24 protein-coding genes are annotated in these 23,443 nt (G+C 51.1%); 14 read left to right on the plus strand and 10 right to left on the minus strand.

Translation table 11 applies throughout. The features are described from left to right. The first annotated feature begins 9 nt into the window (after nucleotides 1-9). The 5 genes from prfA to rhlB all read left to right on the plus strand — a co-directional run bounded on the left by prfA (nucleotide 10) and on the right by rhlB (nucleotide 5,023). Entirely contained in the window at nucleotides 10-1,092 is a 1,083-nt protein-coding gene (prfA, locus tag AB4875_RS05495; protein WP_368375048.1) for a peptide chain release factor 1, read from the plus strand. Further along, the gene (gene prmC, locus AB4875_RS05500; protein ID WP_438273517.1) at nucleotides 1,092-1,952 is read left to right on the plus strand and encodes a peptide chain release factor N(5)-glutamine methyltransferase; all 861 of its coding nucleotides are present in this window, start codon (nucleotides 1,092-1,094) and stop codon (nucleotides 1,950-1,952) included. The genes prfA and prmC overlap by 1 nt, the downstream gene beginning before the upstream one ends. Next, nucleotides 1,952-2,701 carry a HesA/MoeB/ThiF family protein gene (locus AB4875_RS05505; protein ID WP_368375049.1) on the plus strand — a complete coding sequence of 250 codons (750 nt, stop codon included), beginning with the start codon at nucleotides 1,952-1,954 and terminating at the stop codon, nucleotides 2,699-2,701. The genes prmC and AB4875_RS05505 overlap by 1 nt, the downstream gene beginning before the upstream one ends. A 110-nt stretch (nucleotides 2,702-2,811) precedes the next feature. Then, nucleotides 2,812-3,594 (plus strand): HvfX family Cu-binding RiPP maturation protein, encoded by a 783-nt coding sequence (locus tag AB4875_RS05510; protein ID WP_368375050.1) that lies wholly within the window; start codon nucleotides 2,812-2,814, stop codon nucleotides 3,592-3,594. Nucleotides 3,595-3,637: 43 nt separating this feature from the next. Beyond that, the gene (gene rhlB, locus AB4875_RS05515; RefSeq protein ID WP_368375051.1) at nucleotides 3,638-5,023 is read left to right on the plus strand and encodes an ATP-dependent RNA helicase RhlB; all 1,386 of its coding nucleotides are present in this window, start codon (nucleotides 3,638-3,640) and stop codon (nucleotides 5,021-5,023) included. A gap of 18 nt (nucleotides 5,024-5,041) precedes the next feature. Here the strand turns inward: rhlB and cysZ are convergent, their stop codons facing one another. Continuing rightward, entirely contained in the window at nucleotides 5,042-5,773 is a 732-nt protein-coding gene (gene cysZ / locus AB4875_RS05520) for a sulfate transporter CysZ (RefSeq protein ID WP_368375052.1), read from the minus strand. Between the two features lie 223 nt (nucleotides 5,774-5,996). Here cysZ and AB4875_RS05525 point away from each other — a divergent pair, with 223 nt between their 5' ends. After that, complete coding sequence (locus tag AB4875_RS05525; RefSeq protein WP_368375053.1) at nucleotides 5,997-6,362, plus strand: hypothetical protein; 366 nt, start codon at nucleotides 5,997-5,999, stop codon at nucleotides 6,360-6,362. A gap of 12 nt (nucleotides 6,363-6,374) precedes the next feature. On the opposite strand, the gene AB4875_RS05530 is transcribed toward AB4875_RS05525, so the two are convergent. Then, the gene (locus AB4875_RS05530) at nucleotides 6,375-6,581 is read right to left on the minus strand and encodes a cysteine-rich CWC family protein (RefSeq protein ID WP_368375054.1); all 207 of its coding nucleotides are present in this window, start codon (nucleotides 6,579-6,581) and stop codon (nucleotides 6,375-6,377) included. A gap of 32 nt (nucleotides 6,582-6,613) precedes the next feature. On the opposite strand from AB4875_RS05530, the gene smrA reads away from it, so the two are divergent. Next, nucleotides 6,614-7,192 (plus strand): DNA endonuclease SmrA, encoded by a 579-nt coding sequence (smrA, locus tag AB4875_RS05535; protein ID WP_368375055.1) that lies wholly within the window; start codon nucleotides 6,614-6,616, stop codon nucleotides 7,190-7,192. A gap of 18 nt (nucleotides 7,193-7,210) precedes the next feature. On the opposite strand, the gene AB4875_RS05540 is transcribed toward smrA, so the two are convergent. The 4 genes from AB4875_RS05540 to gatC all read right to left on the minus strand — a co-directional run bounded on the left by AB4875_RS05540 (nucleotide 7,211) and on the right by gatC (nucleotide 10,816). Further along, a complete protein-coding gene (locus tag AB4875_RS05540; protein WP_368375056.1) occupies nucleotides 7,211-7,501 on the minus strand; it encodes a PA4642 family protein in 291 nt (96 codons plus the stop codon). Between the two features lie 33 nt (nucleotides 7,502-7,534). Continuing rightward, entirely contained in the window at nucleotides 7,535-8,983 is a 1,449-nt protein-coding gene (gatB, locus tag AB4875_RS05545; RefSeq protein ID WP_368375057.1) for an Asp-tRNA(Asn)/Glu-tRNA(Gln) amidotransferase subunit GatB, read from the minus strand. Between the two features lie 11 nt (nucleotides 8,984-8,994). Next, on the minus strand, nucleotides 8,995-10,449 hold the full coding sequence (gatA, locus tag AB4875_RS05550) for an Asp-tRNA(Asn)/Glu-tRNA(Gln) amidotransferase subunit GatA (protein WP_368375058.1): 1,455 nt from the start codon (nucleotides 10,447-10,449) through the stop codon (nucleotides 8,995-8,997). A gap of 79 nt (nucleotides 10,450-10,528) precedes the next feature. Next, on the minus strand, nucleotides 10,529-10,816 hold the full coding sequence (gene gatC / locus AB4875_RS05555; RefSeq protein WP_368375059.1) for an Asp-tRNA(Asn)/Glu-tRNA(Gln) amidotransferase subunit GatC: 288 nt from the start codon (nucleotides 10,814-10,816) through the stop codon (nucleotides 10,529-10,531). A 264-nt stretch (nucleotides 10,817-11,080) separates the two neighbouring features. Between gatC and AB4875_RS05560 the strand changes: the two genes are divergently transcribed. Genes AB4875_RS05560 through AB4875_RS05590 form a run of 7 tightly spaced genes read left to right on the plus strand, consistent with a single transcriptional unit; the run spans nucleotide 11,081 to nucleotide 20,268 of the window. Further along, nucleotides 11,081-12,118, plus strand: coding sequence for a rod shape-determining protein (locus AB4875_RS05560; RefSeq protein WP_368375060.1), 1,038 nt, complete (start codon nucleotides 11,081-11,083; stop codon nucleotides 12,116-12,118). Nucleotides 12,119-12,151: 33 nt separating this feature from the next. Continuing rightward, nucleotides 12,152-12,985 (plus strand): rod shape-determining protein MreC, encoded by an 834-nt coding sequence (mreC, locus tag AB4875_RS05565; protein ID WP_368377051.1) that lies wholly within the window; start codon nucleotides 12,152-12,154, stop codon nucleotides 12,983-12,985. 3 nt (nucleotides 12,986-12,988) lie between these two features. Then, nucleotides 12,989-13,474 carry a rod shape-determining protein MreD gene (gene mreD / locus AB4875_RS05570; RefSeq protein WP_368375061.1) on the plus strand — a complete coding sequence of 162 codons (486 nt, stop codon included), beginning with the start codon at nucleotides 12,989-12,991 and terminating at the stop codon, nucleotides 13,472-13,474. A 2-nt stretch (nucleotides 13,475-13,476) separates the two neighbouring features. Continuing rightward, entirely contained in the window at nucleotides 13,477-14,067 is a 591-nt protein-coding gene (locus AB4875_RS05575; protein WP_368375062.1) for a Maf family protein, read from the plus strand. Further along, a complete protein-coding gene (gene rng, locus AB4875_RS05580) occupies nucleotides 14,060-15,523 on the plus strand; it encodes a ribonuclease G (protein WP_368375063.1) in 1,464 nt (487 codons plus the stop codon). Before AB4875_RS05575 ends, rng begins: the two co-directional genes overlap by 8 nt. A 38-nt stretch (nucleotides 15,524-15,561) precedes the next feature. Continuing rightward, nucleotides 15,562-19,401, plus strand: coding sequence for a YhdP family protein (locus tag AB4875_RS05585; RefSeq protein WP_368375064.1), 3,840 nt, complete (start codon nucleotides 15,562-15,564; stop codon nucleotides 19,399-19,401). A gap of 45 nt (nucleotides 19,402-19,446) precedes the next feature. Further along, nucleotides 19,447-20,268, plus strand: a complete 822-nt coding sequence (locus AB4875_RS05590) for a carbon-nitrogen hydrolase family protein (protein WP_368375065.1) — start codon at nucleotides 19,447-19,449, stop codon at nucleotides 20,266-20,268. Nucleotides 20,269-20,277: 9 nt separating this feature from the next. Here AB4875_RS05590 and yjgA read toward each other — a convergent pair whose 3' ends face one another. The 4 genes from yjgA to rapZ form a co-directional block, all read right to left on the minus strand. Then, on the minus strand, nucleotides 20,278-20,787 hold the full coding sequence (gene yjgA, locus AB4875_RS05595) for a ribosome biogenesis factor YjgA (RefSeq protein ID WP_368375066.1): 510 nt from the start codon (nucleotides 20,785-20,787) through the stop codon (nucleotides 20,278-20,280). 38 nt (nucleotides 20,788-20,825) lie between these two features. After that, nucleotides 20,826-22,184, minus strand: a complete 1,359-nt coding sequence (gene mgtE, locus AB4875_RS05600) for a magnesium transporter (protein WP_368375067.1) — start codon at nucleotides 22,182-22,184, stop codon at nucleotides 20,826-20,828. A 119-nt stretch (nucleotides 22,185-22,303) separates the two neighbouring features. Then, nucleotides 22,304-22,573, minus strand: coding sequence for an HPr family phosphocarrier protein (locus tag AB4875_RS05605; RefSeq protein WP_368375068.1), 270 nt, complete (start codon nucleotides 22,571-22,573; stop codon nucleotides 22,304-22,306). Between the two features lie 14 nt (nucleotides 22,574-22,587). After that, nucleotides 22,588-23,442 carry an RNase adapter RapZ gene (gene rapZ / locus AB4875_RS05610; protein ID WP_368375069.1) on the minus strand — a complete coding sequence of 285 codons (855 nt, stop codon included), beginning with the start codon at nucleotides 23,440-23,442 and terminating at the stop codon, nucleotides 22,588-22,590. Nucleotide 23,443 lies beyond the last annotated feature (1 nt).

Here is a 23,443-nt window from a genome sequence, read left to right on the forward strand (position 1 = left end):
TGAGAAACTATGAAGTCCTCTATTGTCATTAAGCTCGACAATTTACTTGATCGTTATGAAGAAATCGGCGCGCTGTTGAGCGATGGTGAAATTATTGCCAATCAAGATCGCTTTCGCGGCCTGTCGCGAGAGTACGCCGAAATTGAACCAGTGGTTGAAGCCTATGGTCGATTTCGTCAGGTTGCTGAAGATCTGGCCGAGGCGACGGCGATGTTGACGGAAGATGACGCTGATATGCGTGAGATGGCTGAAGACGAAGTGGCATCCGCCAAAGCTAAAATGGCAGCGTTAGAAATTGAGTTGGAAACCCTGCTGCTACCCCGTGACCCCAACGATTCCCACAATGTATTTTTAGAAATACGCGCCGGTACCGGCGGTGATGAGGCGGCTATTTTTGCCGGTGATTTGTTTCGCATGTATTCCCGTTATGCGGAGCGCAAGGGCTGGCGAGTAGAGGTATTGAGTGAGCGCCAGGGCGAGCATGGCGGGTTTAAAGAAATTATCAGTCGCGTTGAGGGCAAGGAGGTATACGGTCACCTCAAGTTTGAATCCGGAGCACATCGCGTGCAGCGTGTGCCAGAAACGGAATCACAGGGTCGTATCCACACGTCTGCCTGTACGGTGGCGATCATGGCTGAGCCGGAAGAGGCTGATGAGATAGAAATTAATAAGGGTGATTTGCGCATCGACACCTTTAGGTCTAGTGGCGCGGGTGGTCAACATGTAAACACCACCGATTCGGCCGTCCGTATTGTTCACATTCCCACCGGTATTGTCGTGGAGTGTCAGGACGAGCGCTCCCAGCACAAGAACAAGGCGCGGGCGATGTCCTTGTTAACAGCGAAAGTGAACGATGCGGCCAGTAGTAAATTGCAGCAAGATCAGGCAACAGAGCGCCGTAATCTTGTCGGCAGCGGCGATCGCTCAGAGCGTATTCGCACCTATAATTTCCCCCAGGGGCGAGTGACGGATCATCGAATCAATTTAACCTTGTACAAGCTAGATGAATTTGTGCAGGGCGATGTGGATTGTGTTGTGTCGCCGCTGCGGCAGGAATACCAAGCCGATCTCTTGGCCGCGCTGGCGGAATAATGACGGATCAGTGCGATACGACCGCATTGACGATCGCTGCGGCGATGGCGATGCGACAGCGTTTACTTGGGGCAAGCGATTCGCCTGATTTAGATGTCGCCCTGCTGCTGTGTCATTGTCTTGGAAAACCGCGCAGCTACCTATACACCTGGCCTGAGCGTGAAGTTGAGACGGCTCAGGCTCAGCAATTTCTGAGCTTGTTAGATCGCCGTGTGGCCGGTGAGCCGATAGCGCATATTTTGGGCGAGCGCGATTTTTGGTCGCTGCCCTTAGCTGTGTCGCCGCTTACACTTATTCCTCGCCCAGATACTGAATGCTTAGTAGAGCGGGCGCTGGCCATGCTGACCTCAAGGGCTAAGCCGCAGATATTAGATCTTGGCACGGGAACTGGCGCCATTGCGCTAGCCTTGGCATCGGAGCGGGCAGATGCATTGGTGCTGGCTTCAGACTTTTCTGCCGAGGTGGTTTCTTTGGCAGAGCAAAATCGCATGGCGCTGGGTCTGACAAATGTGCGGCTAGTTTGTTCAAACTGGTTTGCGGCTATTCCCGCCCAGGGCTTTAGTCTCATTGTGAGTAACCCACCTTATATAGATGCTCAAGACCCGCATTTAAGTGAAGGCGATGTTCGCTTTGAACCCGCGTCTGCACTGGTGGCGGCCAATGACGGCATGGCAGATTTGCTCAGTATTATTCGCGAGGCACCGGCGTATTTACTCAGTGGCGGCGAGTTATTGCTGGAGCATGGCTATCAGCAGGGCGAGTTGGTGCGGCAGGCCTTAATTGAACGCGGTTTTGTTGATGTGGCCTCACAGGCCGACTACGGTGGCAATGAGCGAATTAGCTGGGGGACATGGTTGTGATGACTGATGAGCAGTTGCTGCGTTACAGCCGCCATATTTTGCTGTCGGGTTTAGGTATTGACGGCCAGCAAGCTCTATTAAACAGTAAAGTATTGATTGTAGGTATGGGGGGGCTAGGTTGCCCTGCGGCCCTGTATCTTGCGGCTTCGGGGGTGGGCGAATTACATTTGGCCGACGACGACACGGTTGAATTGAGTAATTTGCAGCGCCAAATTGCTCACGCTCAGGCCGATATTGGCCGCTTAAAAGCGGAGTCGGTCGCTGACAGTATTAAAGCCATTAATCCAGAAACTAAGCTCGTGATGCTGGATATGCGTTTATGTGGTGAGGCGCTGACAGAAGCGGTACAGCAGGTCGATGTGGTGGTCGACGCCAGTGATAATTTCACTACGCGTTTCGCTTTAAATGAAGCCTGCGCCCTAGCGCGCCGGCCACTCATTTCTGGAGCGGCGATTCGTGGTGAGGCGCAGTTAAGTGTCTTTGATTTTAGGCGAGATGATTCGCCTTGTTACCGCTGCCTTTATCACGAGGTGGATGACGCCGCATTGAACTGTGCGGAGAGCGGAGTACTTGCTCCCGTCGTCGGCATGATGGGCAGTATGCAGGCGCTGGAAACCCTAAAATGTATCACTGGGCTTGGCGAAACACTGGTTGGCCGGCTGCTGTTGATTGATGGTATGAGTATGGAAGTGCGGCAGCTAAATTTACGCCGTGACCCAGAGTGTCCGGTTTGCCGCCTGCGCGGCTGAAGTTACTGGGGCTGGTGCTGTAAGATGTTTTACTGGGTACTTATCCTGGCGTTATTAAAATAAAATCGCGACATGCAGTAGCACGACAATAACAATAATGAGGCATTCTTATGAGAGCGATTCTCGGGGCATATTATTTTCTACACAACGGTTTTTTTACGCTGCTTGGCAAGCTTGATGGGGTCGCCCCATTTTTAATTCGTCTTTATTTAGCCCCAATCATGCTCGCTGCTGGGCTTTATAAGTTGCAACACTTTGATGCGACGGCGATGTGGTTGGCGCAAGGTTTGAATCTACCCTACCCAGAATTGATGGCATATTTGGTCACGTATACCGAATTGATTGGTGGTTTTTTATTATTGTTTGGCTTAGCGGTGCGCTGGGTAAGTATTCCACTGATGGTGGTTATGGTAGTGGCGGCGACGACGGTGCACTGGGACAATGGCTGGTTTGCCATAGCGCCTAGTAATCCAATTACCAGCACAGCTAAGCCGCTCGCTGATATCGGCGTGCCAATGGCAAGGGCAAGTATAGAAAATAGTATCGGCATTGGTGAGCGTTTGGCGCGGGCCGATGGTCTACTTAATGACTACGGCCACTATGGCTGGTTGACCGAAAAGGGCAATTTTGCCGTGCTGAACAACGGTATTGAGTTTGCCGCAACGTATTTTATAATGCTGTTGAGCCTGTTGTTTAGTGGCGCAGGCCGCTATTTGAGTCTGGATTATTTTATCGATCGAAGTGCGCGGCAGTATCTCAAACCAAAGACGGTGGCGTCCAAGGTGGAGCCAGATATCGAGACTAAAGGGGAGCCGGAGGTGACGCCTGAACCTGAATTAGAAGCACCGGTGAAGCCCTCAGAAAAGCAGGTTGTCACGGTAGCTAATGAATGATGCTAGAATGGCTGATTATTGAGCAATGTAAGAAGACTGTATTTTGTTAAAAAAGTTATTTGGATCAAATAAACCCTCACCGTCGGCGCCCGTTACTGCTAGCGCCACCGATAATTCGCGAGTGGCGGTTAAGTCATCAGCTAAGCCGGATGTTAAAGCCAAGCACGGCGACGGGCATAAGCGTGGAGGACGAGGTCAAAATAACGTCTCGGTAGTAGAAAAAGAAAAGTGGTCATTAAAGCAGTTTGAGGTGGCGCCTGAAGAAGGTAAAACTCGGTTTCACGACCTTGGTCTGGACCTTAGCCTAATGCGCGGTATTGCCGATAGCGGCTTCAAATATTGTTCCCCCATCCAAGCTGAATCGCTACCCCACACCTTGCGCGGCAATGATGTGATCGGTAAGGCGCAAACGGGAACGGGCAAAACCGCAGCATTTCTAATCACCATATTTAATGATCTACTGAGCAATCCGATTACTGAAGAGCGTTTTGCGGGCGAACCACGGGCTTTAATTATTGCCCCTACTCGCGAATTGGTGGTGCAGATTGGTGAAGATGCCCGCGAAATCGGTAAGCACTGCGGCTTAAATGTAGTCACCTTAATAGGTGGTATGGATTACCAAAAGCAGCAAGATAAACTGGCTGGTATGGTTGATATCGTGGTGGCAACACCGGGTCGGCTGCTAGATTTTGAAGGTCGCAAAGACCTGTATTTAGATCAAATCGAAATTCTTGTTATCGACGAAGCTGACCGCATGTTGGACATGGGATTTATTCCGCAGGTCAAACGTATTGTGCGCTCCTGTCCGCAAAAAAGTCATCGCCAAACTCTGCTGTTCAGTGCCACCTTTACCGACGACATCATTCGGCTTACCGAACAGTGGACCGAAGAACCGGTGAATATTGAAATTGAGCCAGAAAGTGTGGCGACGGATACCGTTGATCAAAAAGTGTATTTAGTTGAGTCTCAGGACAAATTCAAACTGCTGCTTAATATTGTTCGTCAAGACAGCGCTAAGAGCGTCATTATCTTTGCGAATCGCCGTGATGAAACTCGGCGACTGTTCGAGAAAATGCAGAAGGCGGGTATTCGCTGCGGTATGTTGTCTGGCGAAATTCCGCAGAATAAGCGCTCGCGTACCCTGCAGCAATTTAAAGACGGTGATATTGAGTGTTTAGTGGCCACCGACGTGGCTGGCCGCGGTATTCATGTTAAGGGTGTCAGTCACGTTATTAATTACGTATTGCCCGAAGATGCTGATGACTACGTGCATCGCATCGGTCGTACCGGGCGAGCTGGCGCGACGGGTACGTCGATTAGTTTTGCCTGTGAAGATGATGCATTTTTGTTGCCGGGTATTGAGGCTGAGCTGGGTATGAAACTACCTTGTGAGCGTCCCCCAGAGCATTTGCTTACCGGCGGGCGCTAGGCCTCGCCAACTCCCTGTCTAGCCTTTATCTTTAAGGCGTTCAACCCACATCAAGGTCCCGCCGCAGACTGCGGCGGGCATAATAAATAGATTCAGTATTGGCACCATGGTGCCGAGCATGACAAGCGCGCCAAAACTTGCGCTTGTGCCACGCTGGCTCGCAATGCGTTTGCGCGCGTCTTTAAAGCTGAGTTTGTGATTGTCCATGGGATAATCGCAGTATTCTATTGCCATCATCCACGCATTTAGTGCAAACCAAAGTACTGGCGCGAGCGGCGAAATCACAAAGCTGGCGATTAGTGTAAGAATCGCAAAACCCAGGTAATAGAGTAGCTTTTGAGCTTCGCGGCCAATACTTTTGGGAAAGCTAGCGATTGCCATGCCAATGGTTTCGCGGCCAGAAACCTCTTCCCCAGTTAGCATTTCCTCGACTTTTTCAGCCAGTAGACCATTGAAAGGGGCGGCGATGATATTGGCCACGGTGCTAAATATATACATTACTATTGCCAGCACCAGAATGACCGCCAGCGGCCACAGAATCCAGCGTAAAAAGTCTAGCCAGCCGGGCAGCCATTCGACCACCTGGTTTATCCAGCCAGACATGGCCTCCAGTGTCAGGGTGGTGAAGGTGCCAAAAATTATAAAATTGATGAGTAATGGAATGGCGACGAATAGGCGTATGCCCGGTTGGCGCATTATTTTAAATCCGCGGAATAAATAGTCTGGACCGCTGAGTGGACGTGCCGTCATGTGTCGTTTACCTGCAAATTGGAATTTTCGTTGAGTTCGCTTTCCCGGTGATATAAAAATCGCTATGCTTTTTACTGGCCGGAGTGCTCAATTACTCGCCGCTCATGATAACGAGCTAAGGCCTTATATTGCTAACGGTATCGTGTTCGCTAGCTTGGTAAAACCCCCGGCGTCTCAAGAATTGATTTGTCGGGTGAGAAAATCTGACAGAGGGGTAAGTACAGTGAGAGCGTTATATGCTGCAGGGCTTGGAATCTTGCTTGGGGTGTCCCTTCAGTTGCAGGCTGACGATATGGCGGACTCCTACAATAAGATGTGCGAGAAAATTAAGTCTTGCGCAATGAAAAATATGGGCCAAGTGGACTTATCTCCGGATATGCGGGCGATGGTCACAGCGAGTCTTGATGGTATGTGCGTATCGCTCCAGCAGCAATTTGATGGCGTGGTATCTAAGCATCCTTTATACAGTTCCGCTGCGGCGTGCTTAAAATCCATGACTGGGCTCAGTTGTGACGAGATTGAGAATATGGAAGACAGCGCTACGCCCGAGTGTGCCCGCTATGAAAAAATGGCAGAGAACTATGAATAGCTTAGCGCATTATTAAAAAGAGCTACCACATTGTTGGCAGAGACAGCGTTTTTCGCAGTCGCCAGTATTGGCCCGATTTTTGGCTTGTTGGTCAATTTTGACAGCCATACACCAGCAGTTTGATGACTCATTGCCGGCAGCAACGGCGCATTGATTGTCTTGTTCGCAAAGCGGGCAGCGCTTGGGGTCGAAATGGGATGCGGGGCTGGTGATAGACATTTTTCATTCCTTTTGCGCTGATGGAGGTGAGTATGAGCGACGATGAATTGTTCGCTGAAGAGATGGCTGGTGTCAAACCGCTTGTCGTCGAGCAGCGGGTCGCCATTAGAAAGGATAGTAGCAGCGAAGTAAATATTGCGGCTCGGCGCGCTGCAGCGACCGCGGCAAGTGAGGCCCGCAATTTTTTATCAAGCTCGGATATTGAGTTATTAGATCCCTACTACGTGTTGGAATTTCGCCGGGAAGGGGTCCAACACGGTGTGTTTCGCCGCTTAAAGCAGGGTAAGTATGCGATTGAGGCGCGTCTGGATTTACATAAGATGACTATTGAGCAAGCGCGCTTGCAGGTGTTTGAGTTTATTCGTGAGGCGATGAAAGCCGACTTACGCACTGTGATGATTGTGCACGGCCGTGGTCATCACAACGGGTCTAAAGGGGCGGTACTCAAATCTTATGTAAACCGTTGGCTGCCGGAAATGGACGAGGTGCAGGGATTTTGCATTGCGCAAATACAGCATGGCGGTGCAGGTGCGGTTTATATAATGTTGCGCAAGAGTGAAAATAAGAAGCAAGAAAACCGCGACCGCTTAGCCCGCGGTCGCAGTTTATAGACTAACTAGAGCTGGAGTTTAAATTGCTCCTTTAGCTTCAAGCGCGGCAACGTGCTCGCCAGAATTACGGTGCTCTTTAGCGTAACTGAGTGCGGTGCGGCCGTTTTTGTCAGTGGCGTTGAGATCGCGGCCGGTTTCCAGGAACATGCCAATAAACAATTCAAAATCTTCGGCGCGCATACTTTGATAGGCCTTTAGTAGTGCGTGGAAGTCGCGGTTGGTGCCGGATTTGGGCTCGGAATCTAGAAACTCACGCACGCGTGATTCAGTCCAAACTTCATCGAGTACCTTTTCTTTGTCTTTCTTCATAACGTCGTGTCTACCCTGTTAGTGTTGGCCTGCTTAGTTGCCAAGTTTTTCGTTCAAAAGTGAATTGATGACACCGGGGTTGGCTTGGCCCTTAGAAGCTTTCATGATTTGACCAACAAAAAAGCCAAGCATTTTTTTGCGTTTGCCCTCATCGGCAGCGCGGAACTGCTCAACTTGGTCGGGGTTGGCGGCAAGTACTTCGTCTACCATGGCGCCTAATGCGCCGCTATCAGAGACTTGCTTCAAGCCTTTGCTGTCAATAATCGCGTCGGCACTATCGCCCTCTTTATTCCACAGTGCGTCAAAGACTTGCTTGGCGATTTTGCCGGAAATGCTATTGTCGCGAATACGTTGAATTAAACCGCCAAGTTGCTCTGCGCTGACGGGACTAGCTTGAATGCTTAGATTGTCGCGATTTAGCGCAGCTGACAATTCACCGTTTACCCAGTTAGCAGCGAGTTTGGCGTCGCCGGCCTTATCGGCAACGGTTTCAAAATAGTCGGCAACCGGGCGCTCTCCGGTTAGTAACGCCGCGTCGTAGGCTGACAGGCCGAACTCACTTTCAAAGCGGTCGCGCTTGGCATCAGGTAGTTCCGGCATAGACGCCTGTAGCTCGTCGATTAAAGACTGTTCAACATGTACCGGCAGTAAGTCAGGGCAGGGGAAGTAGCGGTAGTCGTTGGCTTCTTCTTTGCTCCGCATCGGGCGGGTTTCATTTTTATCGCTGTCGTAGAGGCGGGTTTCTTGCCGGACTTTACCGCCGTCTTCGATAAGTTCAATTTGGCGCAAGACTTCAACTTTGATTGCCCGTTCGACAAAGCGGAAAGAGTTGATATTCTTCAATTCGGCGCGGGTGCCGTACTCGGCTTGGCCCTTGGGGCGAATTGAGACATTGGCGTCACAGCGCATGGAGCCCTGGGACATATCGCCGTCAGAGATGCCGATGTAAGTGACAATAGAATGAATTTTCCGCAGATACGCCACTGCTTCTTCGGCACTGCGCATATCAGGCTCAGAGACAATTTCAATCAACGGAGTGCCGGCGCGGTTAAGATCGATACCCGACATACCGTGATAGTCTTCGTGCAGTGATTTACCAGCATCTTCCTCAAGGTGGGCGTGGTGCACGCGAATATTGCGGGTACTGCCGTCGCTCAAGGTGATTTCTACAACGCCGGCACCGACGATAGGAAAGTCCATCTGGGTGGTTTGATAGCCCTTGGGCGAATCTGGGTAGAAATAGTTTTTGCGGTCAAAAACCGAATCGCGGCAAATATCTGCATTAATAGCTAGACCGAATAGGATGGCCTTGTTTACGGCTTGCTCATTTAGTACCGGCAATGTGCCGGGCATCGCCAGATCAACAGCGTTAGCTTGGGTGTTGGCATCGGCACCGAAAGCGGTGCTTGAGCCAGAGAAAATTTTAGATTTTGTGGTGAGCTGGACGTGAATTTCCAGACCAATTACAACTTCCCATTCCATAGTCGCTTTCCTTATACGCTGCCGGGAGCGGCTTGTTGGTGCCAGTCGCTGCGCTGTTGGTATTGATGCGCAGCGGCGAGCAGGGTGGTTTCGTCAAAGTCGCGACCAATTAGTTGTAGGCCGATGGGTTTGCCTTGGGTAAAACCAACGGGCAGCGATATTGCCGGAAGCCCCGCCAAGTTGACGGCGATAGTGTAGATGTCCTCTAGGTACATAGTGACCGGGTCGCTGACTTTCTCACCGAGGGCAAAGGCTGGGTTCGGAGTGGTGGGGCCGGCAATAATATCGACAGACTTAAAGGCTTCATCAAAGTCTTGTTTGATAAGGCGACGAATTTGTTGCGCTTTGCGGTAGTAGGCATCATAAAAACCTGAGGATAATGCATAGGTGCCAATCAGAATTCGGCGCTTCACTTCTTCCCCAAAACCTTCGGCGCGGGTACGTGTATAAAGGTCGTCCAAGTCTTTTGGGTTCTCGCAGCGATATCCATATCGGACGCCATCAAAACGGGATAGATTAGTCGATGCTTCAGCGGGCGCAATAATATAGTAACAAGGCACCGCTAAGTGGGTATGGGGCAGGCTAATCGATTTTATTTCTGCGCCCATCTTCCGGTATTCATCGAGTGAGGCTTCCACAGCTAATGCTATCTCTGGATCCAGTCCGTCACTGAAATATTCTTTTGGTACGCCGATCTTTAGTCCGCGCAGGTCTTTGCTGAGTCCAGCGCTGTAATCCGGCACGGCTAAATTCATGCTGGTGCTGTCACGGTGATCAAATCCCGCCATCGATTGCAGCAGCAAAGCATTGTCTTCGGCGGTTTTAGCCATTGGCCCACCTTGGTCAAGGCTGGACGCGAACGCGATCATACCGTAGCGAGACACACGGCCGTAGGTGGGTTTTAAGCCTGTGAGGCCGCACAGCGCTGCCGGTTGGCGAATAGAACCGCCGGTGTCGGTGCCAGTGGCCGCGGGGGCAAGTCCTGCGGCAATGGCGGCTGCTGATCCGCCGGACGAGCCGCCGGGTACGCAGTCGGTATTCCAGGGGTTGCGTACCGCACCATAAAAACTGGTTTCATTCGACGAGCCCATGGCGAATTCGTCGAGATTAGTTTTACCCAGCGTTACCACCCCGGCGTGGGCGAGCCGCTCAACAACGGTAGCGTTGTAGGGCGCAATGAAATTATCCAGCATTTTTGAGGCGCAGCTAGTGCGTACGCCCTCAGTACAAAAAATATCTTTATGTGCAATGGGCACGCCACAGAGGGGGCCAGCGTTACCGTTTTGTCTTGCTGCATCAGCTGCGCGAGCCTGCGCAAGGGCTTGCTCGGCGGTCACGGTGATAAAACTGTTGTACTTGCTGTCGTGTTTGGCAATGGTGTCGAGATATTGCTGGGTAATTTCTTCGCTGGAAAATGTTTTTGCTTCCAGTCCGCGAAGAATATCGGCAATCGTATGGTTGGGCATAGTTGGGATTACTCGTTATGTCTGTCGAATTAGGGTGCGGCGGTAAATATGGTGTGTTGTTGTAATAAACAGCAGCGCTCTATTCAATGACTTGAGGTACTAAATACAAACCGTCGGCGGTTTGCGGTGCGATCTTTTGAAAACGCTCGCGCTGATCGGTTTCGCTGACCTCGTCGGCACGCAGACGTTGAACGGCATCATGCGGATTTGCCATTGGAACTACGTGGCTAGTGTCTACGGCTTGCATCGCGTCGACCATATTAAGAATATCGCCAATGCGTTGGCTGAGTTCGGCAGTTTCTGTTTCGGCGATATTGATTCTCGCCAGTCGTGCTAACTTTGTAATGTCGTTCTGGTCTAAGCTCATGCTCTACCTTTTTTGAAGCTAATTTTGTGATAACACCGGCAGATTTCCGCTAGGCAAAAATGACGTCTGCGCTGGAATTGCTATAAGGTTGCCAGTAAACCGTTAAAGTTATCATATTTGCGCCTTGCCCTAAATCCCTGCCGTTGATAGAGTGGCAAAGTTTTTAAATTAGCGCCTCGTGATGTTACTGGGTGGCAATCGCTCCCGGTCCGATTAGCCTGGCCGCCGCCCAAAAAACGGGGCTGTATAAGGTGACAATGAATCATGTTTAAACGAATTCGCGGCCTGTTTTCTAATGATCTCTCTATTGATCTGGGAACAGCAAATACTCTTATTTACGTGCGTGGTCAGGGGATTGTTCTAGATGAACCCTCGGTAGTGGCTATCCGTGTACATAATGGTCAAAAAACAATTGAAGCCGTGGGTATGGAAGCCAAACGTATGCTTGGGCGTACGCCCGGTAATATCACGGCCATTCGCCCTCTAAAAGACGGCGTGATTGCTGATTTTCAGGTTACCGAAAAAATGCTTCAGCATTTTATCAAATTAGTGCATCAGAACAGTTTTATTCGTCCAAGTCCGCGTGTGCTAGTCAGTGTGCCCTGCAAAAGCACGCAGGTAGAGCGCAGAGCTATTCGTGAGTCTGTTCTTAGCGCGGGTGCGCGGGAAGTACGTTTGATTGAAGAGCCAATGGCTGCGGCAATTGGCGCGGGTTTGCGCGTTGATGAAGCGTCGGGCTCGATGGTAGTGGATATCGGCGGTGGTACTACTGAAATCGCTATTATCTCTTTGAATGGCGTGGTGTATTCAGATTCCGTGCGAGTGGGCGGTGACCGTTTTGATGAAGCTATCGTTACTCATGTGCGCCGTACCTATGGCAGCTTGATTGGCGATGCGACGGCCGAGCGTATTAAGAAAGAAATTGGCTGTGCCTACCCCGGTAGTGAACTCCGTGAAATCGATGTGCGTGGCCGGAATTTGGCAGAAGGTATTCCGCGCCGCTTTACTTTAAACAGCGATGAAATTTTAGAAGCGCTGCAAGAGCCGCTGCAAGTTATTATCCAGGGCGTGAAGCGCGCATTGGAGCAATCGCCCCCAGAATTGGCGGCAGATATTGCTGAAACCGGTATTGTGTTGACCGGTGGTGGCGCTCTGTTGCGCGGTATTGATCAGTTAATTGCTGACGAGAGTGCGCTACCAGTAATTATTGCTGAAGACCCTTTAACCTGTGTTGCGCGTGGCGGTGGTAAAGCCCTAGAGATGATGGATCGCCATCATCTTGATATATTGTCTGCTGAGTAATAGTGATTCGCCCTATAGAGGGAGGAAGCAGCAATTAAACCGGTATTTTCCAATGAGTCGTCTGTAGGCGGCCGATTGCTGATTTTCGGTGGTGTTGCCCTGGTGTTGATTTTGATTGGGCAGCGCCTCGATTTTATGGCGCCCTTGCGAACTCAGCTGTCACTTGTTGCGGCCCCTTTTTACTGGGTGGTGGATATTCCGACTCGCATGGTGAACCAATTTAGTGATTCCTGGAGTAGCCGCAGCGAATTAGTGGCAGATAACGAACGCCTGCAATCTGAATCTCTTATTCTCAACGCCAAACTTCAAAAATACATCGAATTGCGCGCTGAGAATGTCCGTCTTCGTGAATTGATGAATTCTGCTGAACTAGTCAATGACACGGTGGTTGTGGCTGAGGTTGTCGCCGTGGCGTCGGATCCCAATCGCCATCAACTCTTGGTCGATAAGGGCAGTCGTGACGGGGCTTTTGTCGGGCAGCCGGTAATTGATTCTAATGGACTACTAGGGCAAATTACCGAGGTGGGCTTATTGCAGAGTCGGGTATTACTCATTACCGATAGTGCTCATGCTCTGCCGGTCCGGGTAAGTCGCAATGGCTTGCGGGCGATTGCTGAAGGCACCGGGCTTATTGATGAGTTGGCATTGACCCACGTGGCCGCCACCACAGATATTCAAGTTGGCGACCTGTTGGTAAGTTCTGGCTTAGGTGGCAGATTCCCCAGCGGTTATCCAGTTGGCGAAGTGATTGAAGTGTCGATTGATCCCGGCAAACCCTTTGCTGAAGTGCGTGCCCGTCCCATGGCTAAGCTAGATCGCAGTCGCAACGTCTTACTGGTTTTCAGTGAGCAGAAGATAGAGGAGTAGCGCATGGACTCGCATGCGCATGGCCTGTGGTTTGTTGTTGTCACCATATTTATTGCATTATTGCTCAGTATTTTCCCCCTTGGTCCAAGTCTCGCGTGGGCTAGGCCGGATTGGCTACTACTTATATTAGTTTACTGGCTGCTGGCGCTGCCGGAGCGGGTTGGTGTGATAGTGTGCTGGCTGTGCGGTATTTTGCTGGATATTTTACAGGGAGCGGTGCTGGGCCAAAATGCCTTTGCCTTCGCGGTTATCGCCTACATTATTCAAGTGTCTTATCAACGTTTACGGATGTTTAGTCTACGTAAGCAGGCCGCCTTTGTGTTGTTACTCGAACTTTTCCATATTTTAGTTAATCAGTGGGCCGAGAATATCAACGGTGTCGCGCACACCCATTGGCTGATATTTCTACCTGCTTTAACTACCGGGCTATTGTGGATGCTTGTGCGACCGCTAGTAGCGTGGTTTCAGCGCGCTTTCACGGTCTTTTAGCGATGGACTCTAGTCCTCCAATTATTCTTGCTTCGGCCTCGCCGCGGCGTGCTGAATTACTTGCTCAAATTGGTGTCCCTTTTCAGGTAGTAGCGGCTGATATTGATGAGACTCCGCGAGAGGGCGAAGCCGCCATTGATTACGTTCAGCGCATGGCTAAAGAAAAAGTGGCGGCGGTAGCCGCGCTATTTTCCGATCGCATTGTGCTGGCTGCAGACACCTCGGTTATTGTTGACGGCGAAATTTGGGGAAAGCCCTTAAGTCGTCAACATGCTAAGGTGATGCTAGCGGGGCTTAGTGACCGCAACCATCAAGTTATGACCGCAGTTGCTGTGCATCATCGCGACCGCCTAGAATTCCAATTGAGTGTCACTGATGTGGCGTTTGCGGCGTTGACAACCGCCGAGATAGGCACTTACGTTGACAGCGGTGATGCTGACGACAAGGCCGGCGCGTATGGTATCCAAGGTGCGGCGGGGTGCTTTGTGAAGCACTTGAGTGGTAGCTATTCTGGTGTGATGGGTTTGCCTTTATATGAAACCGCGGTTTTGCTGAGAAAAACCGGAATGACTTTAGAGCCAGGGAATGAGTGAAGAGATACTAATCAATGTTACACCGGTAGAAACCCGTGTCGCGGTGGTCGAGAACGGCGTGCTCCAAGAAGTGTATATTGAGCGCAGTCGTTCACGTGGCATTGTGGGAAATATCTATCAGGGTAAGGTCGTGCGGGTTTTGCCCGGTATGCAGGCCGCTTTTGTTGATATTGGCTTAGAGCGCACCAGTTTTATTCACGCTTCAGATATTGCCTGTTTAGATACCGATACTGGCGAGCATGCGGATATACGCACTAAAATTCGCGAGGGGCAGCTGCTCACTGTTCAAGCGAGCAAAGACCCTATGGGTACCAAAGGCGCGCGCTTAACGACTCGCTTGTCGGTGTCGTCACGGTATTTGGTCTATATGCCTGGAGCGGCGCATATTGGTGTTTCTCATCGGATTGATGATGAAGAGGAACGGCAGCGCTTGCGTGAGGTGCTGGAAGCGGCGGCGCGTGTCGACGACGAAGATTTACGCGACGGTTATATTTTGCGCACAGCGGCCGAGGGCGCTGGCGAGGATGAGTTGTGCGCCGATGTTCAGTTTTTAAAGCGGCTGTGGGCGGCGGTGGAGCGCCGCATGAAGCGCGACGTAGCACCCAGTGTAATATACGAAGATTTACCGCTGTTTATGCGCACAATGCGCGACCTGGTGCGGCCGGGTCTAGAGAAAATCCGTATCGACTCTCGCGAAAGTTTTCAGCGCGTGGCCCAGTTCGCTGAGGACTATTTACCTGAGATAAGCTCGCAACTTGAATACTATCCTGGTGAGCGGCCGATATTTGATCTCTATGGTGTGGAAGATGAAATTCAGAAAGCGTTGGGACGAAAGGTAGAGCTTAAGTCTGGCGGCTATCTTATCGTTGATCAAACCGAGGCAATGAGTACCATCGATATTAATACTGGTGCTTTTGTTGGTCATCGCAACTTAGAAGAAACTATATTTAAAACCAATCTTGAGGCTACCGCTGCGCTGGCCCGTCAGCTGCGGCTGCGAAATCTTGGCGGTATTATTATTATCGATTTCATTGATATGAAAGATCCAGAGCATCGTCGCCAAGTGCTGCGTGCACTGGAGCGAGCAATGGAAAAAGATTACGCAAAGACCTCGATTACAGGTGTGTCTGAGCTGGGCCTGGTCGAAATGACACGCAAACGTACCCGCGAAAGCCTAGAGCATATCCTCTGTGAAACCTGCCACTACTGTCACGGTAGGGGCTCCTTAAAGTCCCCTGAAACGGTCTGTTATGAGGTGTTCCGGGAGATTTTGCGTGAATCCCGAGCCTACGAAAGTAAGCGTTTGCTGGTACTCGCATCGCAGGAGGTTGTAGACCGCCTGATTGACGAGGAGTCGGCTAACGTGGCAGATTTAGAAGAGTTTATTGGCGCGAGTATTCGTTTTCAGGTGGAGGCCGTTTACACACAGGAGCAATATGATGTCGTGTTGCTCTAATCTCGGTAGCTGGTAATCGTGGGTGGTGACTGATGCTCATGCGAGCAATCCGCCAGCTCTACGCATTCACCTGGGGCGCCGCCTTGGTGCTACTCGTCGTCTTGGCCTTGTATGCAAGTCTCGGCCGCCAATATATTGGCTTGGTCGACCGCTATCAGGAAGATATTTTTCAACGTATTGAAGTCTTCACTGGTATCAGTATGCAGGCGGCCCGTATGCAGGGCAGCTGGGCGGGACTGTCTCCGATTATTGATATCAGTGATTTTAGCCTTGGCCGTGATAGCGCGGTTCACCTTGATCATGCCCGTATAGAAATAGATGTACTGTCTTCACTGCTGACCGGCACACCCAAGATCCGTCAAATTCAGGCCGGCACGCTTAGCGTGGAGCTTGAGGAAAACAGCGAGGGCCGCTGGCATATTCCAGGCTTGGTGAGCGACGAGGGTGCCAGTGGCAATCCCGAGATGCTGATTGATTCTGTCTTGGGTGTTCGAAGTGCGGGTCTGGGTTTGTTCGCGGTGAAGCTGCGCTACCAAAATGGCGAAGTGACACACGTCAGTAGCCGCGATTTTTCACTGCGTAGCGACGATAAATTTCGACGTGTCTACGCACAGCTCAACACTGACAGCGACGGCGATATTCAGTTGTTGCTGGAAGCCTATGGCGATCCGCGCAATATTCAGAAGTTTAGTGCCAGCGCCTATATGGTCATTGATGGCAGTCGCTTGTCGGCAATAGCACCCCTCTTCCAACAGAACGCCCCCTTGTTTGATAGCGAGGTGAGTGGCGAGCTATGGATGAGCTGGCGACGTGGGCAGCGCATTAGTGTAAGTGGTGTGCTCAACGCGCCCGAGCTGGCAGTTGGCGTATTGTGGGGTGTCGACGACGCCTTGCTTGAAGACGTTAATATGCGTTTTGCTGGCAGCCATCGCGATGGCTTCTGGCGCATCAGTTTTAGCGAGTTCGGCGCCCGGTGGCGAGATCATTACCTAAATTTGGCCGGCATATCCGTGCGCCATCCAGAGAATACACTGTGGCGTTTTACGCTGCCACAGCTTGAGATTGGAGCCACCAAAGCACTGCTTACACAGAGCGATATATTGCCCGAGTACTTACAAAACGTGCTGTTGGATTTGGCGCCGGAGGGGCATCTAAATCATATTCAGTTTGATCTCTATACTGCGGACTCGGGTATTGATAGTTTTGTGCTTAGGGCTGAGGCCTCTGAGTTAAGTGTGGCGCCTTGGCAGGGGGCGCCGGGCGCAGACGGCTTGAGCGGATATCTTGAGGTCAGGCCCGGACAAGGTTTATTGATGGTCGATGCTGAAGCGCTGTCCTTGGCCTTTCCCAATTTGTATGATGACGCCTTTCAGTTGAACGATGTTAAGGCCGAGTTGCGATGGAATTATGACGATCAGCGCTTAGGTCTGCACAGTGGTTTAATCAGCGCCGAAACTAACGGCAAGCCGATGTCGGCAATGCTGCGTTTGGATTTGCCCTTGCAGAAGGATGCTAAGCAAGATCCGATGATGACCTTAATGATTGGCGCGCGGGATGTCGACGCCACTCGGCACGGGGTTTATACGCCTAATGTATTTAGCGATGGCCTTCATGCCTGGTTGGCAGACAGTATTCGTGGGGGCTACATTAATAGCGCAGGGTTTATCTATCATGGTTCGCTGCTGGCAGGTGCGGAGCAGGGTCCTTCGGTCCAGTTAGATCTTGATCTTGCTGACATTGAACTTCGGTTTCAAAATGATTGGCCCTCGGTCGAAGCACTGCAAGCATCGGTGCTTATTGACAATGGGGATGTCATCGCCATATCGGATTCAGCAATGATAGATGGGCTGTCGCTGGGCCCCTTGGATGTTGGCATTCAGCCGTCGCCCAGTGGCTATGCGGCGCTAGATGTTGCGACTTCTGCGAATCCCAATTTCACGCAAATAAAGCGTTTATTGATTGATACGCCCTTACATTCTTATATTGGAAACATCTTTGACTCATGGACGGGAGAGGGCGATGCGCGGGTCGATTTTGGACTGCATTTGCCCCTTGTTGATGAGCTTATTCCCAAGATTCGTGTCGAGACCGATATTGATTTTAGTATGCTGGGTTTGCCAGATTATCGCTTGAGCTTGAGTGACGCTAAGGGGCATTTGAGCTATGAGTCTGACAGTGGCTTAAGCAGTGATAATTTGCGGGCGATGGCTTTTTATCGGCCTTTGACGGCATCTATTAGTCAGAGTGGTGGCCGAGTCGACGTTGATATCGCCACTAGCATAGCGACAAGAAATATTGAGCACTGGTTGGGCGTGCCAGCGTTGCAGTTTTTTAGGGGTAGTAGTGATATCGGCATACACATTCAAGCGGGGGGAGAAACGCCGGGCCTGACGGTGACCTCTGATCTGCAAGGGGTAGAGATATCCCTGCCGCAACCTTTTTATAAGCCCGCAGAGTCAAAGCAACAATTGCATATTTCACTGCCCCTCAATGATGACAGTATCATGAGCTTGGCACTGCAAGATCAATTTAATATGGACTTGGGCTTGAATGCGGGCACTGTATTCGGTGTTAATTTGACATTGGGCAGTGGTGATGTCGATGCGCCGGTGTCGCGTCCGTCACTGGGACAATTTAATGTTAGCGGTCGTGTGGATTTTGCCACCTTCGGGCAGTGGCAGCGGATTGCCAATCAATATATGGCGACCGTGCCGGTTAGCGACAGCGCCGGAATGGTCTTGGCAGTTAACGACCTCCATATTGATGATGTCGATATTTTTGATCATCTTTTAAAAAATGTTCGGCTGACACTCACCGAAAATGTTGAACGTTGGCAGTTGCGGGTAGACAGTCAGGAGCTTGTGGGTGAATTTATTTTTCCGCAAAATAATTCATCAATCCTTGCGTCAGTGGTCCTAGATAAATTGGCGCTGCCAGCCTTTGACGACAGCCCAGCAGCGGCGGTGACGGATTTGAATCCCCGGAGTTTAATGAATGTCGACGTTGATATTGCCAATCTTTCGGTCGGCGGTGAGGCGTGGGGCAGTGTTGGCTTTGATTTGCGCACCGATGAATACGGTGCGCATTTTATTGATCTGCGCGGGCAGCTTCGCGGCATTTCACTGGCGCGGGAGGCCGATACTAGTAGTTTGCACTGGTTGCAAGATGCTGCGGGCACTCAGTCATCGCAGCTGCGTGGTAAGTTTGGCGTGCAAGACCTAGGGGCGGTTTTGACGGAGTTCGGCTACTCTAAGGTGATGGAAACAAAGCGCGGTGATTTCGATGTGGATATGCTTTGGCCGGGTTCTCCGGCGCAGTGGGATATTCTGCGTAGCGATGGCAGTTTTAGTTTTAGCTTTGAAGACGGCCGTTTTTTAAAGACCTCTGATGCTGCCAGTGGCGCATTGCGGTTGTTCAGTATCTTTAATATGGCTAACGTCGTGCGGCGGCTGAAGTTTGATTTTCGCGATGTATTTCGCAAGGGTATTTACTTTGATTCGATGCGTGGCGATTTAAATCTTTACGATGGTATTGTGCGTCTGCAGCAGCCCTTAGATATAAAAGGACCGTCTAGCCGGTTTCAGATGACGGGTATTATTGATTTGAATACCGATGTGCCCGCACTTCGCTTGGTGGCAACACTGCCTGTAGGAAGTAATCTACCGTGGGTCGTTGCACTGGTGGGTGGCTTGCCCGCAGCGGCGGGCGCCTATGTGGTAACCAAGGTTTTTGAGGAGCAGGTCGATAGCTTTTCAAGTGCAGTTTATGATATTTCGGGGACTATTCAGCAGCCTGAATTAACGTTTAGAAATATCTTTGATGTCGACAATGGCGGTGTTCAGCAGGCCGAAGACCTTATCAGTGAGTCGCTTGAGTGAAGGTGTGCTCACTGCCGATTACCGCTGTGAGCACTGGAGAAGGCTATGTCTGATTCGCGTTCCACAAGCAAAGTTGCGGCTCTGCAAATGGTGTCAACAATCCACTTGAGTGAGAATTTGCTGCGAGCTGAATCGCTCGTTGCAGAGTCCGCTGCCAGCGGGGCAACATTAGCGGTACTGCCAGAAAATTTTGCTCTATTTGGAAGTAAGAAGATTTTTGAACTGGCGGCTGAGGAAGCGAAAACTGGCGCTTTACAAAGCTTTCTTGCTGGCTTGTCGGTGAAATATGGCATTACCCTGGTGGGAGGCACTATTCCGCTTCCCGCGGAAGATGGTCGGGTGTATGCAACGTCATTTGTCTACGGTGCAGATGGCGCATGCCTTGGGCGCTACCGAAAAATTCATTTATTTGATGCCGATGTAGGCGACGCTCAGGGTAGTTATCGGGAATCCGATAGCTATGCGCCTGGCGATCAGCTGGTGGTCGTGGAGTCTGCGCTGGGACGTATTGGCCTCGCCGTTTGTTATGATTTGCGCTTCCCTGAAATGTTTCGCGGTATGCTCGACTTGAGCATGGATATTATTGTTTTACCCTCTGCATTTACACGCAATACCGGCTGGGCCCATTGGCTACCGTTGTTGCGCGCGCGGGCGATAGAAAATCAATGTCTGGTGGTGGCGGCAAACCAAGGGGGAATCCATGATAGCAAGCGCCAAACATCGGGCGGCTCAGTTATTGTCGACAGCTGGGGTCGAGTATTAGCAGAAGCTGGGCTGGGTGAGGCTTGTGTTATTGCAAGCTACGATCAGACAGAGCAGACGGCGCTGAGGCGACGGATGCCCGTTGCTCAGCACCGCCGCGTATAGATAGCAGTGTCAATCTTTGGCTTGGTGTTCCTGTAGTTCTTTTAAATACTGAAATAGTTTGCGTTTAGCGGCGGGGGGCTTGTTCGCTTTCGCGTCTTTGGCGATTTGTAAGACCAGCGTTCTCAGGCGTTGACGATCGGCGTCGGGAAATTGTTCAACTACTCCATCAATTGCCGGCAAGCCGCCGTCTGCAATCTCATCCCGTAAGGCCTCAAGATTGTGAAACGCTCTGGCGAGTTCGCGCTGACCTTCGTCGCGCCTAGCTAAACCAGCCTCAATCTCTGACAGATCAATGCCGCGCATTAGCTTGCCAATGTATTGTAACTGGCGGCGCAGCCCTTCACGACTGGTTAGGCGTCTCGCGGTGGCGATCGCCTCTGAGAGATGCTCGTCGTGAACTGGAATTTTTGCCAGCTCATTGTTACTAAGTTTTACCAGTTGCTCGCCTAGGTTTTGCAGTGCCTGCATTTCCTTTTTAACGGCGGTTTTACTTGGGCGTTCTAATTCTGATTCGGTCACAGTGCGATCCGTTTAGTTATCTAATAGTGTTTTTTGGTTTAACCATAAAAATAACTGGCAAGACCGAGAAATGATAAAAACCCAATCACGTCAGTGACGGTGGTCAGTACCACGCCGCCCGCCAAGGCGGGATCAATATTCAGTGATTTCATGGCCAGTGGTAATACCGCGCCAGCTAGTGCGGCGGTAATTAAATTGATAATGATTGCTGCACCGATAATGCCGCCCATCAAGGGGTCGTCGAACCACAGGGTAGTGGCCGCAGCCACAACAATAGCCCAAACCACGCCGTTAATAGCGCCGACCGCCATCTCTCGATTTATTAACCAGCGGCGGTTATCTGGGCTAATGTGACCCAGGGCCATACCGCGAATAACTACCGTTAGGGTCTGGGTGCCGGCGACACCACCCATACTAGCCACTATCGGCATCAAAACCGCCAGGGCAACGACTTTTTCGATGGTGCCTTCAAATAAATTAATCACCGCCGAGGCGATAAATGCGGTCAGTAAATTAATACCAAGCCATACAGCGCGTCGCGGTGCAGTGGTTAGAACAGCGGCGAAAGTGTCTTCGTCTTCGTCCAAACCGGCCATGCTCATTAATGAGTGATCAGACTCTTCTCGGATAACATCGACCACGTCATCGATGGTGATACGGCCAAGTAATAAGCTATTTTCATCGACGACGGGTGCGGATACCCAGTCGTGTCGTGCGAAGAGTGTGGCAACTTCGCGCGATGACATCCTTGCTGGAATGGGTTCCACCTCGGTATCCATGATCTCGCGAACCGTGACACTGGGGTCAGATACCAAAAGCTTACGCAGCGACAATACCCCGATGTACTGATCGTTGCGGTTAACGACAAGCAGACTGTCGGTCATTTCTGGCAGCTGTTCGTGGCGGCGCAGATAGCGGAGCGCAACATCAAGAGTGATATTTGGCCGGACGGTGATAGTGTCGGTGTTCATCAAACCACCGGCAGTGTCCTCGTCGTAGGACATCACATGCTCGACTCGAATCCGATCTTGGTGATCCATGGAGTCGAGGACTTCGCGAATTACTCGGTCGGGTAATTGCTGGAGGATATCAGCGATATCATCCGCTTCGAGCCCTTCGGTAATAGTCGCGACTTCTTCCGCGTCCATTTGGCGCAGGAACTGGCTCTGAACTTCATCGTTAAGATGCTGGAGAATGTCGCCTTCATTCTCAATATCGATGAGCTGCCACAACACACTACGAATTTTGTGCGGCGTTGATTCTATTAAATGGGCTGCATCGGCGGAGGGCAAACCGTTTAACATGCGGCGAATTTGCAGGAAGCCGCCAGACCCCAAGGCGTCGTTCAGGGTTTTTAGCTGGCTCTCGGTTTGAAGCTTGTCAGCAGTCTGGGCCATACCTATCCCTAGCCTGAGCCGTTAAGTGGAAGAAAGTCTGAAGCGATTATCCTTTAAAGTGATGCCTGCAACAATCGGCAGCACCGAGCTAGCAGCACAAATAAGTCATATAAGACGTATTATTCTGCCTCGCCGAAACGTTGAGAAATAATATCGAGTACCGCAGATAGGGCTGCCTGTTCATCTTCGCCATCACATCGCACGGTAATCTCGGTACCCTTGTTTGCGGCCAACATCATGACGGCCATAATGCTCTTGCCGTCGACAGACTTGTCTCTGACACCGATTTGAATACTGGAGCCAAAAGCGCCAGCTGTGGCTACTAATTTTGCAGCTGCACGGGCGTGCAGGCCGAGTTTATTGATGATTATTATATTAGATTCGACCATCGTGGTTACTCTGATTACTGGAGTTCGCGATGGCGAACTTGCAGGTCTGGATAGGCAGTGCGTAGAGCCTTGGCAAGGGTTTCAACCATATATACTGAGCGGTGTTGACCGCCGGTACAGCCAATGGCAACAGTGAAGTAGCTACGGTTACTGGCCTCAATCTTCGGCAGCCAGTGTTGTAAATATTGGAGGATGTGGTCGTGCATCAGACGGACATCTTCTTGACTGCTGAGATAATTTTGGACTTCGGCATCTTGCCCAGTGAAGGCGCGCAACTCTTCTCGCCAGTGGGGGTTGGGGAGCATGCGGAGGTCATAAACAAGGTCGGCATCAATCGGTAGGCCGCGTTTAAACCCGAAGGACTTCAGCTGTATCGCCAGTTTGCTTGCATCTACGCCCAAGATGCGATCACGGATAGCTGCCCGCAGCTCATGGACGGTCATGTCGCTGCTGTCGATAGCCAGTGATGCTTCGACTACGATGGGTTCAAGCAGCGCGGTTTCGAGCTTGATCGCGTCCGCCAGCGGTAAGGAGTCTGTGGTTAGTGGGTGCCGCCGCCGTGTTTCACTGAAACGCTTAATCAGCTTGTCGTCGCCAGCGTCTAAAAATACGATACGCAGGCGGGCATGTTTTTTAACCTCGTCGCAGAGTGATTTAAAGCGTGCGAGTTCACCCGGGGAGTTGCGGGCGTCAATACAAACCGCAACCTGCTGATGAACTTTTAGAGGGCTTTGCGACAGCTCTCTAACCAGCTCCGGTAATAGTGATACCGGCAAGTTGTCGATGGCGTAGAAGCCCTCATCCTCTAGTTGGTGAAGGGCCGTACTTTTTCCCGATCCCGAGCGTCCACTAAGAATGATGAGTTCCATA

The sequence above is a fragment of the Zhongshania sp. R06B22 genome (assembly GCF_040892595.1).
GTDB lineage: Bacteria > Pseudomonadota > Gammaproteobacteria > Pseudomonadales > Spongiibacteraceae > Spongiibacter > Spongiibacter arctica.